Consider the following 16,891-nt stretch of genomic DNA (forward strand, 5'->3'; position numbering starts at 1 on the left):
AGCGTCGGCGGAACATGTCCAACTTGGTCATACGAAGGGCCCCTTACCTACGCCGCGACTGCCGGGACACTCAACTCGCTCATGGAGGAGGGAAATACGTCATCGGCTCAGGTGAACTCGCTGCCGACAACGACGGCATCATGCAGGTCGACAACTCCACAAAGAAGGCGGAGAATTGGGCTGGCCCGGAGCGTTTTTCGGGCGGCTGGAGTCCGCACGAGCGCCACTCCACCGAGCACCCCCTCACTCAAAGAGGGTGAAAGCAGTACCTGGCACAGGCAGTGGACTATCAGTCAGCTAAGACGGTGTCCTACATGGTGAGGTTGAGGAGCCGTTTGTAGCAGCAGAGGGCGGCGGCGAGGCCGAGGAAGGCCAGGTAGTTGCGTGCATGGCGTTCATAGCGTGGGTTGAGCCGGCGGTAGCCGGTCAGCCACGACATCGTCCTCTCGATCACCCACCTGCGACGCCCCAGGCGTTCGCTGGAGTCGATGCCTTTGCGGGCGATGCGGACACCGATGCGCTGGCCCCGGAGCCATCGCCGCAGGTGGGGGATGTCGTATGCCGTGTCCGCGTGCAGACGCCGGGGCTTGGACTGGTCTGCGTGGGGTTCGTGTCCCATGGGGAAAGGGGACAGCATCGGCTTCAGCGCGAGGCTGTCGAGGGTGCCGGCCGCGGAGATTCCGACCCGTAGGGGCAGTCCCGCCGCATCGGACAGGACGTGCATCCTGGAACCGGGCTTACCCCGGTCCACGGGTGACGGACCTGCAAGTTCGCCCCCTTTTTGGCGCGGACGCAGGCGGAGTCGAGGACCGCCCTGGACAGGTCCACCAGGCCCCGCGCGTCCAGGAGCTGGAGGACCTTGTGGTGCAGCCGGCCCCAGAGACCGGCCCGGGACCAGATGACGAAGCGGCGGTGCACGGTCGACTTCGATGCACCGAAGCACGGTGGCAGTGCCCGCCAGGCACACCCGCTGACCAGCACATAGACGATCGCCGCGAAGACCGCCTCATCATCGATGTTCGCCACTCCACCACCCTGCGGCCGCACTCTCGCGGCAGGCAGCAACGGCTCCGCGATCTCCCACAACCCGTCCGGAACAATCCAGTCCCAACGCCCACTCCCCATAAAGGCGAAATACCCCAACTCGCCATGTAGGACACCGTCTTAGTTGTTGTGTGACTTCCGCTGCTGGAGCGTCAGTTCCTCATCGGGGCCCGAAGCTGGAGCCGTTGCTGCTCTGCGATGAGGAGCGGGCGGTGTTGGAGCGGTGGACGCGCCGTGCGACATCAGCCCAGGCGGTGGCCCTGCGGGCTCGGATTGTTCTGGCGTGCGCGGGTGAGGATGTGCCGCCGCTTGTCGGGGTGGCCCGGGACCTGCCGATGACCGAGGCCATGCGGCAGGCGCGCGAACGCGGCGTACTGGAACGGCTGCCGCCGTTCGACCGCCTCACCGAGACCGGCGCGGTCTGGTCCGACGGCCGCACCGTCGAGGCGGACACCGTCCTGTACGCCACCGGGTTCCGCGCCGCCGTCGACCACCTGGCGCCCCTCCGGCTGCGCGAGCCCGGCGGCGGCATCCGCCTGGACGGAACCCGCGCCGTCCGGGACCCCCGGGTCCACCTCGTCGGCTACGGCCCCTCCGCCAGCACCATCGGCGCCAACCGCGCCGGCCGCACCGCCGTACGCGACATCCGGCAGCTCCTCCGGACGGACCTCAGCACCGCCGCATGAATGCGCCCCCTGGCGGGGCCTTCTGCTGCTATTGCCAAGGACAGCAGGCGAACCTCGGGGAGCTCACGCCAAAGAGTCCGCCTCGGCATGGTTCTCGGCGATCATCCCTCGGAAGAATTCCGAGAAGGTTCGGTACCTTTCGATTTCTCCACCTGCGAGCCAGATGACCGGGGCCGGCCGCACGAGTTCTGTCGCCCACGGCATGACGAGTATGTCGATGTCGGTCCGTGACGCACCCATGGGAATCAGACGGGCTGAGCCACTTTCTCGCTCGACAATCCCTTCCTCCTCGGCCACACGCACGAGTTCCTGGGCCTGGGCATAGGCGGCACTGCCGAAGTCCGCCGTCCCGAACAGGTCGATGTCCTGCAGGACGGCCGGCCAGCCGTCCGCATGCAGCAGGAACTCGGCATACTCAGGGTCCACGGGGCAACGTGTCTCCGCGGTGATCTCCGCGATCCGTTCCGGCGCGGCCGGAGGCTTACGTGACTCATGACGCCACAGCCCCTCTCGGTCACTGGCCATCACCCTACGCTTGGCCGTTTCCATCTCCGCAAAAAGCGCCGACCAGTCAGACACCGCCACCCCTGTTGTCCACAGCACGATCCTCCCGGAACTGCCCCTGGGCAGAAAGACTACTGTTCACCCGCTTCGTCATGTCGATCCAGGTCGGTGGCTTTCCATGGCCCAGCCACATCGCAACCGATGCATGCCCGGCAACACCGGATTAGGGAGTTCCGGCCGGTGGGCGGGCCCGGCGCTGAAAAGGCGCGGGGCCCCGTAACCACTTCCCTCCGCCGGCACCATCGGCGCCAACCACACCGGACGTTCCGCCGTACGCGAGATCCGGCAGCTCCAGCAGCCGGACCACAGCCGGCGCGTCTCAGCGCCGGGCCAACGCCAGCACACTCAGGCCGAACATCAGGACCCCCAGCGGGACATGGACCGACGGGACGTGCGCGATGCCGAGTACGACCTGGGACGAGGCGAGTACGAGGAAGCCTGACGCGTGCCAGATCGGCCGGGCCGGTCCGCCGCCCGGCTTCCAGGCCAGCACCGCCGCGAGGACGCAGAAGATCGACGCCCCGTACATCACACGGGCTCCGGCACTGTGCAGCGTCGCTCCGAAGGGCGAGGTCAGCAACAGCCCGGCGGAGGCTGCCTGAAGGAAGAGGGTCAGGGTCTGGAGGGCCATCGCGATCTGGAGGAACGAGGAGCGGCGCGGTGTGTTCGCCGTAGCCGTATCCGTTGTCGTTGTCGCCGTCGTCGTCGCCTTTGTGGTCATGTCACAGTCCTCTTTTCCCGTCCGTCCCTGGGCGGCAGGGCCGATAAGGTCTCACCAGCCCGACGACGTGGGCCTGCGAAAGGTAAGGCGAGGGGGCGGCCGGGAGCATGGGGAGTGTCGGTACGGCCGGAACCGGCGGGGAGGGGACGGCCGAGGAGCGCCGTCAGTTGATCAATGTCGCCTATCGGCTGCTGGGTTCGGTGACCGAGGCCGAGGACGCCGTACAGGATGCCTACGGGCGCTGGTACGGGCTGCCGCGGAGCCGGCGGGCGGAGATCCGGGTCCCCGGTGCCTGGCTGACGACGGTGACCAGCCGTATCTGTCTGGACCTGCTCGGCTCGGCGCGGGCCCGTCGTGAACGCTATGTCGGTACATGGCTGCCCGAGCCGCTGCCCGACCGTGCCGAGTGGGGCCGGGCGGGCGGTGGTCCGGCCGACGGTGCGGATCCCGCCGACCTGATCGTGCTGGACGAGTCGGTGGCCATGGCCTTCCTCGTCGTCCTGGAGGCGATGACGCCCGCCGAGCGGGTGGCGTTCGTCCTGCACGACGTCTTCCGGTATCCGTTCGCCGAGATCGCCGGCGTTCTCGGCCGTACCCCCGCGGCCTGCAAGCAGTTGGCGGCCTCCGCCCGGCGGCGGGTGGGTGAGGCCCCCGCTCCGGTGTCCTCGGCGGCCGGGCGGGCGGAGGTGCTGAGGCAGGTCAGAGAGGCGTGGGAGGCCAAGGACATCGCGGCCCTCGTCGGTCTTCTCGACCCGGCCGCCGTGCTGACCGCCGACGGCGGCGGCCTGGCCGGCGCCGTTCCGCGCCCGGTCGAGGGCGGGGCGCGCATCGCCCGGTACATGGTGGCCGTCGCGGACCAGGCTCCCGGGCTCGAACTTCTGGAGCGGTCGGTCAACGGTGTGCCGGGCCTGGTCGCCCGGCGGGCCGGTGTGGTCGTGACCGTGGCCGCGTTCGACGTGTCCGGCGGGCGGGTCACCCGGATCTGGGCGGTCCGCAACCCGGAGAAACTGCGGCCGTGGGCGCGGGAGGGCCGGCTGTGGTCGGCCGGATCCCGTGCGCCTGGCGGCTCATGAGTTCTGCCGCTCCTCCTGCTTTTCCCGCTCTTCCCGCTCGTCCTCGATGAACGCGGTGACGAGGCTGTGGGGCGCGTCGTCGCCGAAGAGGAAGGCGTGGAGCCGGGTGCCGTCGACGGCGGCTTCGGTGGCGCGGGGGAACATGGCCTGTTCGTACGTGGTGAGAGCGGTCTCGATGTCGTCGGGGTGGGCGGCGAGCGCCTTGCCGAGTTCGGCGCCGTCGTACATGGCCAGGTTGGCGCCCTCGCCGTTCGGAGCCGAGAGGTGGGCGGCGTCGCCGAGCAGGGTCACGCCCGGCACCCGGTCCCACCGGTGGCCGATCGGCAGGGCGTAAAGGGGGCGCAGGACCGGTGCGGTGTCGCCGTCGGTGATCAGCGCGGTGAGTTCGGGCGCCCAGCCGTCGAATTCGCGCGCGATCCGCGCGGCGGCCGCGGCGGCGTCGGTGAAGTCGACGGCGGCGAACCAGTCCAGCGGCTCGGTGAGCGCCACATAGGTGTGCAGGGTGCCGCCCCGCTCGCGGTGCGCCTGGATGCCCTTGCCCGGCGCGAGGACGAACAGCGAGCCGCCGCCGACCGCCTTCGCGGTGGCCGGGTGGCGGCTGTCGCTGTCGTACAGGTAGGTCTCGACGAAGGACCGGCCGGTGTACTCGGGGGTGGCGTCGGAGAGCAGCGGCCGTACGCGCGACCAGGCGCCGTCCGCGCCGACCAGCAGGCTCGTGGCGACGGTGGAGCCGTCGGCGAAGGTCACCTCGTGGCGGCCCCCGCCGAGGGCACGGGCGCTGCTGACCTTGTGGCCCCACCGGACGGTGCCGGCCGGCAGCGAGTCGAGCAGGATCTGCCGCAGCTCGCCGCGCTGCACCTCGGGGCGCCCGCCCGCACCGTCGTCGGCCTTGTCGAACAGGGTGCTCCCGTCCCGGTCGAGAATCCGTATCGCCTGGCGGCCTTCCAGGACGAGAGCTCGGAACGCGTCGGTCAGGCCCGCGGCCTGGAGGGCCGGCTGGCCGTTGTAGTCGTGGATGTCGAGCATCCCGCCCTGGGCGCGGGCCGTCGGTGCGGATTCCGCCTCGTAGACCGTGGCCGGGATGCCGTGGACGTGCAGGACGCGGGCGAGGGTGAGGCCGCCGAGGCCGGCGCCGATGATCGTGACATGAGGGGTCATGGTGATTCCTTGCGTGTGGCGTGCCTGCCGGACGGGCATCCGGCAGGATCACCGGAAGGGTGCCGGGCTCCGCCGACAAGGCGCGGGCACCGGGCCGACAGGCTTCGTCAGGCCCCGACAGTTCCCTGACAGGTGACCGACAACGCACAGCCCGAAGGCACACCTGGGAACCCGTGCACTCGGGAAGGTGACTTCGCTCCGTAACGCCGCGCGCCCTCCCGGCCTGCGGCTATCAAGGCAGGGACGGCACGGCGCCCAACCGCCCGGACAGGGACGTACCCCGAGCCAGGGCCGCCGACCGTGACCCACGAGCCCGCGCCCGGAAGGACGGCCCCATGGAGACCGCGCTGATCGGGCGGGAACACAGCGTACGGATGCTGCGAGCCCGCCTGGAGCGGGCGCGGGCCAGTCACGGTGGGCTGGTGCTGGTCACGGGCGAGGCCGGCATCGGCAAGACGTCCTTGGTGCGCGGCGCGGTGGACGAGGCGCGGGAGCACGGCGACCTGCTGGTGGTGCACGGGGCCTGCTGGGACTCGGACGGCACCCCCGGCTTCTGGCCGTGGACGCAGGCGGTGCGGAGCTTGCGGCGCGGCTCGGCCGCCGGGGAGTGGGGGGCGGCGGCGACGGCCGCGGGAGGAGCGCTCTCCGTCCTGCTGGGTGAGGGCACGGGCGCCGGGGACGCGCTGCGCTTCGAGCTGTTCGACGCGGTGACCACCCTGCTGACCGTCATGTCGCGGAGCCGCCCGGTGACCGTGGTGCTGGAGGATCTGCACTGGGCGGACGCCGCGTCGCTGAACCTGCTGGAGTTCACCGCGCAGCACGCCTGGTTCGAGCGGCTGCTCGTGATCGGCACGTACCGCGACGTGGAGGTGCAGCGGCCCGATCACCCCCTGCGGCCGCTGCTGCCCCGGCTGGCGGCGAGAGCCACCACCGTCGCGTTGACGGGACTGGCCCCGCCGCAGGTCGAGGAGCTGGTGGCCCGTACGGCGGGCAGCCGGCCCGACGCGGCCACGGCTGCCGAGGTGTGCGCACGCACCGGCGGCAATCCGTACTTCGTGGAGGAGACGGCCCGCCTGTGGTCCGCCGGCCAGTCCGTGACCGCCGTGGCGCCCGGGGTCCGTGCCGTGGTGCGCCGGCGGCTGGCGCTGCTCGGCGCGCCCACCGTACGGCTGCTGGGTGCCGCCGCCGTGCTGGGCCGCCGCTTCGAGCGGGGAACCCTGGCCCGTACGGCCGGGACGCCGGAACCGGTCGCCGCCGGACTGCTCGGGGAGACGGTCGCGGCCGGGCTGCTGGAGCCGTCGGCGGGCGACGCGTACGTCTTCACCCACGACCTGGTACGGGAGTCCCTGTACGACGGGCTGGCGGAGGAGCGGCGCCGCCACCTGCACGCCGCCGCCGTACGTACGCTGCGGGACACGGCCGGCGCCGGGGACCGGGCACGGCCGACCGACCTCGCCCGGCACGCCTACTTCGCCGGCCCGGACCTCGACGCCGGCGAGGCGGTGGACATCCTGACGGCCGCGGCCCGGCACGCGGTGAGCAGGCTGGCGAGCGAGGAGGCGGTGGGGCACTACCGGCGCGCGCTGGAACGGCTCGGGACCGGCGATCCGCACCGCCATGTGCTGCTCGCCCTCGACCTCGGTGCCGAACTCCAGCTCCTCGGCGAGCACGAGCGTTCCTGGCTGGTGTACGAGGACGCCGCCACGCTGGCGTCCGGCACGGGCGACGCCGGGCTCGTGGGCCGCGTGGCCCTCACGCTGCACAGCGCGGACAGCCGGGGCGACGGCACCGGGCTGAAGTCCCGGGCGCTGCGCGAGGCCCACCGCGTACTGGTTCCCGGCGCTCGCCCCGCGGACGACGGGCCCGGCCCTCTCGGTGCTCCCGGTGGCGCGGGGCCGGTGGAGGAGGTGGCCCGCCGTGTCGTGGCGGCCGCCCGCGCCGCCGGGGACGACGATGCCCTGCACCTGGGACTGTGGGCACGCCTGCACGCGGTGTGGGAGCCGCGCACGGCGGCACAGCGGGTGGACGTCGCCGGGGAGTTGATGGAGGTGTCCCGCCGCCGGGCCGATGTCTGGATGGAGTACCTGGCGGCCTCCATGCGCTGGGTCGCCCTGCTCGAACTGGACGACCCGGCGTTCCTCCGGCAGTTCTACGCCATGGTGGCCGGCGCGGACGCCTGCGGACTGCCCCGGACCAGCATGATCTCGGTCATCGACCGCAGCGTCGTGCACGCGTTCATGGGCCGCTTCCCCGAGGCCGACGACCTGCTCGCCCGGACCCTGGCTCTCAGCGGCACCCACGCCAACTATTACCAGTACTTCATCGGCCACCACCGCTGGGCCCTGTCCCTCCTCCAGGGCAGCTTCCCGGAAGCGGAACGGGCCCACCACGCGACACCGGGGCAGGACCCGCTGTACACCCACGTACTGGCGGGCATCACCGCACTGGAACAGGGCGCCGCCTCGACCGGAGCGGTGCCGTGGCCCGGGGAGGGCCCGCCCGGCGACAGCGTCCTGGAACGCGGCATCGCCCCGCTGCGGGTCCGGCTGCTGGCGCAGAGCGCGGCGGCGTCCCGGGACCCGGCGCGCTGCCGACAGGCGCACGCCGCGTTGGAGCCGTACCGGGGGCAGTGGCTGGTCTCCCTGTTCGGCTGGGACATCAGCGGCCCGGCAGCGCTGTGGTCGGGCCTGCTGCATGCCGCCGAGGAGCGATGGGAAGCAGCGGTACGGGACCTCACCGCGGCCCGGCAGTCCGCCGACCGGCTCCACGGCCGCCCCTGGTCGGTACGCGCCCGTACGGAACTGGCCCGCGTCCTGCTCGCCCGCGCGGGCCCCGACGACGAGGCCCAAGCCACCGCGCTGCTGCGCGACACCGAGACCGAGGCCCGCGAACTGGGCATGCCCCACATCGCCGACCAGTCCCGCGACCTCCTCCGCTCCCTCACCTCGCCCGCTCAACCCGTCGCGGCGGAGCGGGAGTTCGTACGCCACGGCACCGTATGGCGTCTCCGCTACGCAGGCCGGACCGTCCACGTACCCGATGCCAAGGGACTGGCAGACCTGCACACCCTGCTCGGCCGCCCCGGCCAGGACGTCCCGGCCACGCGCCTGCTGTACCCGGACAGCGCGCCCATGGCCGCGGCGGCGGCCGCCCTCGGAAGTGACGCGGTCCTGGACGACGAGGCGAAGTCCCGTTACCGGCGGCGCCTGGAAGTGCTCGACGACGAGATCGACAGGGCAGCCGCCGGCGGCGACGACCGTACGGCCGCGGCCTACGACCGCGAGCGGGAGGCCCTCCTCACCGAACTCCGCAACGCCGCCGGGCTCGCCGGGCGTCCCCGCCGCCTGGGCGACGAGACCGACCGCGCCCGCAAGAACGTGACCGCCCGCATCCGCGACAGTCTGCGCCGCCTGGCACCACACCACCCCGAACTCGCCGCCCACCTCCAGGCATCCGTCTCGACCGGCGCGCTGTGCCGCTACGCACCGGCCGACGAGACCCGCTGGCGCCTGTGAGGCCGCCGTACGGCCGTCCCGCACCCCCGTGTGCGCGGGACGACCGTACGGCGGAGTTGGCGGATGCCTAGGCCGTTGCCGAGGCGGGGAGGGGTGCGGTACCGGAGTCGGGGCCGGTCTTGGTGTCGGCCTCCGGCGGATCGTCGGACAGGTTGCCTTCCATGTCGACCCAGGTGGCGTTCCAGGCGTGTCCCTGTTCGGGTCCGCGTTGCCAGGTGTGGGTGACACGGCCGTCTGGGCCCCGTCCGAAGACGGAGAGAGAACCGTGCGGATTGAGGACGACGGCGGGGTCGTTGCTCAGGCGGCCGTGGAGCGGCGTCCACGCCGACCATGGCCCGCCCGTACCCGTCTGCCAGCGGTGATGCAGACCGTCGTCCGTGCCGCGTGCGAACAGCACCATTCCACCGTCCCGCCCGACCAGAACCGTGGGACGCCCGCGCACGGACCCTTCCATGTCCACCCACCGGTCGTTCCACGCGTGCCCGTGCTCCGGGCCCCGTTGCCAGGTATGAGTGACACGCCCACCAGCGTCGCGGGCGAACACCGACAACGCACCGTTCGGACTCAGAACCACCGCCGGGTCCCCCGCCAGACGACCGTGCAACGGCCCCCACGCCGACCACGGTCCCCCGACACCCGTCTGCCAACGATGATGCAGCCCGTCATCGGCGCCGCGCGCGAACAGCACCATCCCACCGTCCCGCCCCACCAGAACCACAGGCCGCCCGCGGACCGAACCCTCCATGTCCACCCACCGGTCATGCCACGCATACCCCTGCTCCGGGCCCCGCTGCCAGGTATGAGTGACACGCCCACCAGCGTCCCGGGCGAACACCGACAACGCACCGTTCGGACTCAGAACCACCGCCGGGTCACTCGCCAACCGTCCACCCAGCGCCACCCAATCAGGCGCCCACTCCCCCGCCTCCGACTGCCACGTGTGCCACAGCACACCGTCGTCCCCCCGCACGAAGACAACCAGCTTGCCGTAACGCCCCACCAGAGCCCACGGTCGCCCCACCGCCCGGCTCCCCGGGCGCCCCAGTCCCGTCCACCCCGACCACGCGCCCCCGGGGGCGCTCTGCCACCGGTGCGTGATCCCGCCCGACGCGTCCATCCCGAAGATCACCATCCCCGAACCGGTGTCCACCACCGACGGGATGCCCACGCTCACCCGGCCGGTCGCCCGGGGAGCCGCGCCCGTCCACCAGGTCGTCTCCTTGCGGGCGCCGGGCCAGGAGAAGCTGAAGTGGATGTGGTTGGTGTGGGGGTTGCTGCCCCGGTACGGCTGCCAGCCGGCGTCGGGGCGGTTCGCCATCCAGATGCGGCGGTTCCAGATCATGTACATGATGCCGAAGCGGCGGGCCAGTGCGTGGGGGTTGCCGTGCCGGTCGGTGGCGTGCAGCCAGTTGATCAAGTCGTCGGCCAAGTGGGCCTGGCCGTTGACTTCGACGCCCCAGTCCCAGGCCCGGCCTTCCTTGTGCTCGCTCTGTCCGCCGGTGCCGCAGGACCGGCTGATGCCCAGGTCCCGGGTGCCCGCGTAGGCGGCGAGGACCAGATCGCGGAAGCCGGTGACGCCGGGTTTGGCCGTGGGGTCGCAGTCGCGCTGCGGGTCGTACGGTGCGTACGGGTCGATGCGGGGACCGAAGTCGGGCGCGGTCGGTGCCATGAGGGCTCCCCGGGTCCGGCCACCTCCCGGTGAGGCGGCTCTGCCCTTATGGCGCGTGACGGGAACCGGCGGATGCCAGAAGCGATCACGCGGCGCGGGGAAAAACGGTTCTCCGGCGCGACGCGGGGCTACTGGCCCACTCGTCCGTCGATGCGCTCGCGCAACAGGTCGGCGTGCCCGCAATGGCGGGCGTACTCCTCGATCCGGTGCACCAGCAGCTCCCGGACCGAGATGCGGTCCTTGCCCAGGCGCTCGCCCAGGTCCGGGTGGCCGGCCAGCGCGGCGTCGGTGGCGGCCTGTTCGCGCTCCAGGTCGCGGTAGGCGGCGTCGACCTGGGCCTGTTCGGCGGCGGCCTTGTCGAAGTCCGCGTCGCGCGCGCCGTACAGCTTCGGCAGCGGGTCGCCGTCGCTGATCCAGTTGCGCCAGTCCCGTTCCACCTCGGCGAGGTGCCGGACCAGGCCGAGCAGGGACATCGTCGACGGTGGTACCGACCGGCGGGCCAGTTGCTCCGCGTCCAGGCCCTCGCACTTCATACGGAGGGTGGTCCGGTAGTTCGTCAGGAAATCCTGCAACGTCGCGAGCTCGCCCTCCGGGGCGGCGCCCTCGGTGTCGCGGGGGTCGTCGTCCGGATCGACCCACATGTCGGGGTAGGTGGTTGCCCGGGTCCATCGTGCGGGTTGGTCAGTCATGCGTACCATGGTCGGCTGCGCGGGCCGGGCTCGCCAGTGTCCGGTCGATCAGAACTCCGCCGCGGTACGCACCGGCGATGGGCCGGGCCGGAACCTGGCGTGGCTCGGGCTAGGACTGACCGAGAGGGAAACTCATGAACAGCGCCGTCTCCCCCTCGGACGCGGTGCCGTCGTACAGCGTCGTGTCCAGGCCGCAGAAGCCGAATCCCATCCGCTGGTAGGCGCGGACGGCCGGGCCGTTGATGTTCGTGACTTCCAGCCATACGTGCCCGGCGCCGCACTCCCGGGCCCGTTCGACGGCGAGCTCCATCAGCCTGCGGCCGATCCCCCGGCCCTGGTACGGCCCGGCCACCTCGATGTCGGCGATGGTCAGCCGCCGGTTCCAGGGCTCGTACGCGGTGTCCACATAGCCGCACACGCGATCACCGTCCAGCGCGACGAACCGGCGCTCGCCGTCCGAAACCTCGTCGTTCTCCGGCTCGTCGTCGGGGAACACCTTGTGCACCGGTGGGTCCAGCGGCACTGGCCGAAGAGTGAACCCGTCTTCGGAGCGGACGACCTCGAAAGCGGTGTCGGAGGTGAACTCGCCCTTGATGACGGCGGACCGGTCGCTCTCGCTCTCCGCCACCCGACAGGTGATGGCCTCCGCCACCTCACCCCTCGCTGACCTGCTGTGTGTTGACGCCACGTGCTTACCGTACCGTTCCGGCACCACTCGACGCCCGGCGTGTCCTGTCCCGCTCTTCCGGCTACCGCCAGGTGAGCGTTAGCTGTCCGTTAGGTCGGCATCAGGCCAGGGGCGGGACGCGGGAGCGCGGGAGGAGGGAGGAGGCAGTGCGTGGAGGAGGCCGAACCGGCGCGGAGACTGCTGCGGGCGATGGACGAGGTGCCGTCGTTCCCGGAGGTCTGAGCGCCGGTTCGCGGTTCGCTTCCGTCGCCGCCCCCATGAGGCGACGAGAGGTGCGGGGCTACCCGTACCCCACGGTCACGGCGGTCGTGACCGGGAAGCGCGGGCAGTGGGAGCGCGATGTCACCGGGAGCCGCCGTCGCCCAGTGTCGGCAGGTAGCGCGGCGCCCGCCAGGCGTTCAGACGGTGTTCCACCGCCGCTCCCAGGGCCAGCAGCTTGGCGTCCTGGTGGTTTCCGGCCGTCAGGAGTACGCCGACGGGCAGTTCGCCCACAGAACCGGCGGGGACGGACAGCGAGGGGTAGCCGGCCACGGCCGCGGGGGTGGACGACGGGATCACGTCGTTGTCGCCCCGCGCGCAGTCGGTCGTCCACGCGGGCGGGTTCGTCGGCGCGGCGATGGCGTCCAGGCGGTGGGCGGCCAGGGTCTCGTCGATGGACCGCTGGGAGAGGTCCTTCAGTTCGGCGCGCATCGCCCGGTATCCCGGATCGGTGGTGGGCGGTGCGACGAGGGCCTGTTCGAACAGTTCCTGCCCGGCGAAGCAGGTGCGTTCGGCCGGGTGGGCGCGGTTGAACTCGATCAGTTCGGCGAGGTTGCGCGGGCCCTTGCGGGTGGCGAGGTAGGCGTCGATGTCCCGGTGGAACTCGCTCAGCAGGGCGGGGAACTCCAGCTCGGCGAGCCGCTTCTGGTACGGCGGCGTCACCTCGACCACCTGCGCCCCGGCCTTGCGCAACTGTGCCGCCGTACGGGACATCACGGCGTCCACCTCGGCGCCGAGCGACGGCAGCCGCCACAGTCCGATCCGTTTGCCGCGCAGCGAACCGGGGTGCCGCTCCGCCGCCTCCGCGAGAGCGCGGGCGGCGTCCGGCCGGCTCCCGGTGGCCCCGCCGCTGAGCACCGAGAGGGTGAGCGCCGCGTCGGTGACGTTGCGTGCCATGGGCCCCGCGGTGTCCTGCTCGGCGGAGATCGGTACGACGCCGGAGCCGCTGACCAGGCCGAGGCTGGGTTTGTGGCCGACCACACCGGTCATCCCCGCCGGGCACACGATGGAGCCGTCCGTCTCGGTTCCGATCGCCACCTGCGCCAGCGACGCGGCGAGGGCGGCGGCCGATCCGGCGGACGAGCCGCACGGGTTGCGGTCCAGTACGTACGGGTTGTGGGCCTGCCCGCCGACCGCCGACCAGCCCGATGTCGGCTTCGTCGCGCGGAAGTTCGCCCATTCCGACAGGTTGGTCTTGCCGAGGATCACCGCGCCCGCCTCCCGGAGCCGCGTCACCAGGTCGGCGTCGGTGTCCGGCGGACTGCCGGCCAGGGCCAGCGATCCGGCCGTGGTGGGCATGTCGCGGGTGTCGATGTTGTCCTTGAGGAGGACGGGGATGCCGTCCAGCGGCCCCAGGATGTCGCCGCGCCGGTGTCTGGCGTCGCTGGCGGCTGCCTGGCGCAGGGCGGTGGGGTCGGTGCGCAGGACCGCGTTGATTTTGGGGTCGACGGTCTTGATGCGGTTCAGGTAGGCCCGGGTCAGTGCCGAGGAGGTCAGGGCGCCGTCCGCCATCCGCGTCTGCAACTCCGGGATGGTCACGGTGTCGAGGTCGATGCCCGGCAGCGCGGACGACCCGGCGGGCGCCCCTGCGGACGGCGACGCTCCGCCCGTGCCGGGCCCGGCGGCTTCGGCGCGGGGGCCCGGTACGCCCGTGGCCAGGGAGCCGGTGACCAGGAAGGCGATCAGTGTGGCAATTCTCCGCTTCACCATGAGGGACAGCCGACTACACGGGGCGCTCGCGGCGCAAGGGCCTCGCTCCGCTTCCCCGCGCCGGCCGTCCCGGTCCTGAGGTGGCGCGCCGACGCGGCACGATCCAGCCGGAACAGGGGGGTTGAGTACACCGGTACTTGGGGGTTTTCCGCAGTGCGCACGAACGGCTGTGCCTCTAGCGTCTGTCGGTGTGAGACATCCACAAAACCTTATGAAGAGATCATCCGCCGGGACGCGCCGGCCGGGGCGGTGTGCGGCGCTGTTGGCGACGGCGTCGGTCGTCCTGGCCCTCGCCGCGCCGGTCGCGGAGGCGGCCGGGACGGGCGGGCCGGGCGCGGGCGCGGCGGACACCGCCGGACGCCCCTCCAGCCCCGACGCCTGCGCGGCAGCGCGCAGTTCGCTCACCGCCTCCCTGGACACGCTCGTCACCCGGCACGGGATACCGGGCGTCGCCGCCGAACTGACCGACCCGCGCTGCGGCCGGTGGGACACCGCCCGTGGTGTGGCCGACCGGGAGACCGGGCGCCCGATGCGTGCCGAGGACCGGTTCAGGATCGGGAGCGTGACCAAGACGTTCACCGCGACGGTCGTCCTGCAGCTCGTCGCGGAGGGCCGGATCGCACTGGACGCGCCGGTCGAGCGCTACCTGCCCGGACTGATCCGCGGCGGCGACGGCCACGGCTACGACGGCCGCACGATCACCGTACGGCAGTTGCTCCAGCACACCAGCGGCCTTCCCGACTACACCGCGGCCCTCGTCCAGCTTCCCGTGGAGCAGTGGCGGTTCCGCCACGCCGAACCCCGCGAACTGATCGCCACCGCCCTGAAGATACCGCCTCCCGAGAAGAAGTGGCACTACTCGACCACCAACTACCTCCTCGCCGGTCTCATCGTCGAGAAGGTCACCGGGCACGGGGTCGAGTCGGAAGTGACCCGCCGGATCCTCCGGCCGCTCGGCCTGGGCGACACCTACTGGCCCGGCGACAGTACGCGCATCCGCGGTTCGCACTCGCACAGTTACTTCTCCGCCACCGACGAGCCGGACGCACCGCTGGCCGACGGCACCGAGTGGAACATGACCTTCGGCGGCGCCGGCGGCGCCCTGGTCTCCACGCCCGCCGACGTGAACCGGTTCTTCCGCGCCCTGTTCGGCGGGAAGCTGCTGCCCGCGCGCCAGCTCGCCGAGATGAAGCGCACCGTGCCCGCCGACCCGGGCCGGCTGTGGCCCGGCGCCCGGTACGGACTCGGGCTGATCGCCTCGCCGCTGGAGTGCGGCGGCTGGTGGTGGGGGCACGGCGGGACGGTGCCCGGCGGACACCGCGCGCTGGGCGCTGTCGGCCCCGGCGGCCGGAGCATCGCGCTCGCCCTGACCGCGGTGCCCAGCACCGAACAGGCCGAAGCCGATTACCGGGCGACCGCTGAGACCGCCTTCTGCGCTCCCACCGGCGACCACCAGCTCAAGGAGACCTCATGACCGGCCCCGGTCCGGCGCCCGCTTCCGGAGTGGTGACCGCACCCGCCCCGATGACCGCCACCCGCCCGGCGACCGCATCCAGCCCGGCGGCCATCTCCCGCCGAGCCGTGCGCCGCTCCGCGACAATCGCCTTGGCCCTGGCGGCCTGCCTCGCCACCTCCCCCGGCCTGGCCCGTGCCGCCGCGCCCGCCCCCGCTCCCGGCCTCAGCGGCTACTACCACCAGCACCTCACCTGGGGCCGTTGCGCCACGGGCCCCGACGACGCGGCGGGCCGCGACCTCGACCGGGCCGGCGTGCAGTGCGCGGACGTGACCGTACCGCTCGACTACGCCGCTCCCCAGGGCCGTACGATCAGCATCGCCGTCTCCCGGCTCAAGGCGACCGACACCCGCCACCGCATCGGCGCGATCCTGCTCAACAACGGCGGACCCGGCGGCCCCGCCCTGTCGTCTCCGCCGGACATCCGCAAAGCGATGAAGAAGGTCGGGCCGCGCTACGACATCATCGGCTTCGACCCGCGCTTCGTCGGCCGCAGCACCCCGCTGAACTGCGGCTGGCCCGTGGGTACCCACTTCGTCTCGGCCGGTCTGAGCCGTGCGAGCTTCGAGCGCCAGGTCGCCTTCCAGAAGAGCTTGGCCGACAAGTGCCGGGCCGCCGCGCCGACGGTCCTGCCGCACATCAGCACCCGCAACACGGCCCGCGACATGGACGTCATCAGGGGCGCGCTCGGCGAACGGAAGATCTCCTACCTGGGCTACTCGTACGGCACCTACCTGGGCACCGTCTACACCCAGATGTTCCCCGGCCGCTACGACCGGGTCGTACTCGACGGAGCGCTCGCACCCGACGACTACACACCCCGGCAGCTTCGGTACGCCATCGAGGAGAACGACCGGGCCCTCGCCGCCTGGGCCGACTGGGCGGCCCGCCGCGACGCCACGTACCACCTCGGCCGTACGCGCTCCCAGGTGCTCGCCACCATCGGCCGGGTCCTCGAAGCGTCCGCGCAGCGCCCGCTGACGATCGGCACCGCGCCGGAACGCTACCGTATCGACGACACGCAGATTCCGTTCCTGCTCTTCGCCGCGATATCCGACGACACCGACCGGACGCGGGCCGTACTCGGCGAGCAGCTCTCCGTACTGGTCAAGGCCGCGGCCGGGCAACCGACCCGGCTGTCCCCGGAGTTCGTTCAACTGCTGCGGTTCCTCCAGACCGACGACGAGCCCGGCGGCGTGCAGGCCGCGATCATGTGCGGGGACAAGCCCGCACCGCGCGACCCCGAGGTCTACTGGCGGGACATCCAGCGCGACCGCGCCAAGCACCCGTTGCTCGGTCCGATGGCCGACAACATCGGCCCGTGCGCCTTCTGGGACCGGCCACGCGAAGAGCCCACCCAGGTACGGCGTGACGCCCCGGCCCTGATCGTCGCCGCCACCGGCGACCCTCGGACCACGTACCGGAGCAGTCTGGCACTGCACGGCCTGCTGCCGAGTTCCCGGCTCGTCACGCTCAAGGGTGCCAACCGCCACGCCCTCTACGGTGAATACGGCAACGCCTGCGTGGACGCCAAGGTCAACCGGTACCTGGCCACCGGCAAACTGCCGGCGGCGGACGAGACCTGCGTCAAGTAGGCCCTCCC

The 16,891-nt window shown here is 72.1% G+C and carries 12 protein-coding genes and 1 pseudogene; 5 read left to right on the forward strand and 8 right to left on the reverse strand.

Annotated elements, in window-relative coordinates:
* Positions 1-310 precede the first annotated feature (310 nt).
* Positions 311-1,125 (reverse strand): IS5 family transposase gene (locus EJG53_RS04335; protein WP_125043678.1). Its coding sequence is split into 2 segments (ribosomal slippage): positions 311-783 and positions 783-1,125, totalling 816 coding nucleotides; the frame shifts between segments, so codons are not numbered across the junction.
* Positions 1,126-1,373: 248 nt separating this feature from the next.
* On the opposite strand from EJG53_RS04335, the pseudogene EJG53_RS04340 reads away from it, so the two are divergent.
* Positions 1,374-1,730: pseudogene (locus EJG53_RS04340) on the forward strand (pyridine nucleotide-disulfide oxidoreductase); the annotation flags it as partial.
* Between the two features lie 63 nt (positions 1,731-1,793).
* Here EJG53_RS04340 and EJG53_RS04345 read toward each other — a convergent pair.
* Positions 1,794-2,309, reverse strand: a complete 516-nt coding sequence (locus EJG53_RS04345; RefSeq protein WP_244954972.1) for an SMI1/KNR4 family protein — start codon at positions 2,307-2,309, stop codon at positions 1,794-1,796.
* Positions 2,310-2,613: 304 nt separating this feature from the next.
* A complete protein-coding gene (locus tag EJG53_RS04350) occupies positions 2,614-3,015 on the reverse strand; it encodes a hypothetical protein (RefSeq protein ID WP_167515051.1) in 402 nt (133 codons plus the stop codon).
* Between the two features lie 107 nt (positions 3,016-3,122).
* Here EJG53_RS04350 and sigJ point away from each other — a divergent pair, with 107 nt between their 5' ends.
* Positions 3,123-4,088: an RNA polymerase sigma factor SigJ gene (gene sigJ, locus EJG53_RS04355; protein WP_125043679.1), complete on the forward strand. Its 966-nt coding sequence runs from the start codon at positions 3,123-3,125 to the stop codon at positions 4,086-4,088.
* On the opposite strand, the gene EJG53_RS04360 is transcribed toward sigJ, so the two are convergent.
* Positions 4,083-5,246, reverse strand: coding sequence for an FAD-dependent oxidoreductase (locus tag EJG53_RS04360; RefSeq protein ID WP_125043680.1), 1,164 nt, complete (start codon positions 5,244-5,246; stop codon positions 4,083-4,085). The genes sigJ and EJG53_RS04360 overlap by 6 nt on opposite strands.
* 335 nt (positions 5,247-5,581) lie before the next feature.
* On the opposite strand from EJG53_RS04360, the gene EJG53_RS04365 reads away from it, so the two are divergent.
* Positions 5,582-8,761 (forward strand): ATP-binding protein, encoded by a 3,180-nt coding sequence (locus EJG53_RS04365; RefSeq protein ID WP_125043681.1) that lies wholly within the window; start codon positions 5,582-5,584, stop codon positions 8,759-8,761.
* Between the two features lie 67 nt (positions 8,762-8,828).
* On the opposite strand, the gene EJG53_RS04370 is transcribed toward EJG53_RS04365, so the two are convergent.
* From EJG53_RS04370 to EJG53_RS04385, 4 genes are all read right to left on the reverse strand, one after another.
* Complete coding sequence (locus EJG53_RS04370) at positions 8,829-10,430, reverse strand: PLL family lectin (RefSeq protein ID WP_125043682.1); 1,602 nt, start codon at positions 10,428-10,430, stop codon at positions 8,829-8,831.
* Between the two features lie 128 nt (positions 10,431-10,558).
* Complete coding sequence (locus tag EJG53_RS04375) at positions 10,559-11,119, reverse strand: DinB family protein (protein WP_125043683.1); 561 nt, start codon at positions 11,117-11,119, stop codon at positions 10,559-10,561.
* 109 nt (positions 11,120-11,228) lie between these two features.
* Positions 11,229-11,807, reverse strand: coding sequence for a GNAT family N-acetyltransferase (locus tag EJG53_RS04380; protein WP_244954973.1), 579 nt, complete (start codon positions 11,805-11,807; stop codon positions 11,229-11,231).
* A 342-nt stretch (positions 11,808-12,149) separates the two neighbouring features.
* A complete protein-coding gene (locus tag EJG53_RS04385) occupies positions 12,150-13,775 on the reverse strand; it encodes an amidase (RefSeq protein ID WP_125043684.1) in 1,626 nt (541 codons plus the stop codon).
* A 211-nt stretch (positions 13,776-13,986) separates the two neighbouring features.
* Here EJG53_RS04385 and EJG53_RS04390 point away from each other — a divergent pair, with 211 nt between their 5' ends.
* Together EJG53_RS04390 and EJG53_RS04395 are read left to right on the forward strand one after the other, a co-directional pair.
* Complete coding sequence (locus EJG53_RS04390) at positions 13,987-15,249, forward strand: serine hydrolase domain-containing protein (protein ID WP_125043685.1); 1,263 nt, start codon at positions 13,987-13,989, stop codon at positions 15,247-15,249.
* Positions 15,250-15,299: 50 nt separating this feature from the next.
* The gene (locus EJG53_RS04395) at positions 15,300-16,883 is read left to right on the forward strand and encodes an alpha/beta fold hydrolase (RefSeq protein WP_125049149.1); all 1,584 of its coding nucleotides are present in this window, start codon (positions 15,300-15,302) and stop codon (positions 16,881-16,883) included.
* Positions 16,884-16,891: the final 8 nt, after the last annotated feature.

The sequence above is a fragment of the Streptomyces chrestomyceticus JCM 4735 genome, assembly GCF_003865135.1.
Lineage (GTDB): Bacteria > Actinomycetota > Actinomycetes > Streptomycetales > Streptomycetaceae > Streptomyces > Streptomyces chrestomyceticus.

Coding starts and splice junctions, on each gene's coding strand:
- EJG53_RS04350 (WP_167515051.1), bottom strand. CDS start 3,015: ATGACCACAAAGGCGACGACGACGGCGACAACGACAACGGATACGGCT.
- EJG53_RS04385 (WP_125043684.1), bottom strand. CDS start 13,775: ATGGTGAAGCGGAGAATTGCCACACTGATCGCCTTCCTGGTCACCGGC.
- EJG53_RS04395 (WP_125049149.1), top strand. CDS start 15,300: ATGACCGCCACCCGCCCGGCGACCGCATCCAGCCCGGCGGCCATCTCC.
- EJG53_RS04375 (WP_125043683.1), bottom strand. CDS start 11,119: ATGACTGACCAACCCGCACGATGGACCCGGGCAACCACCTACCCCGAC.
- sigJ (WP_125043679.1), top strand. CDS start 3,123: ATGGGGAGTGTCGGTACGGCCGGAACCGGCGGGGAGGGGACGGCCGAG.
- EJG53_RS04365 (WP_125043681.1), top strand. CDS start 5,582: ATGGAGACCGCGCTGATCGGGCGGGAACACAGCGTACGGATGCTGCGA.
- EJG53_RS04390 (WP_125043685.1), top strand. CDS start 13,987: ATGAAGAGATCATCCGCCGGGACGCGCCGGCCGGGGCGGTGTGCGGCG.
- EJG53_RS04360 (WP_125043680.1), bottom strand. CDS start 5,246: ATGACCCCTCATGTCACGATCATCGGCGCCGGCCTCGGCGGCCTCACC.
- EJG53_RS04370 (WP_125043682.1), bottom strand. CDS start 10,430: ATGGCACCGACCGCGCCCGACTTCGGTCCCCGCATCGACCCGTACGCA.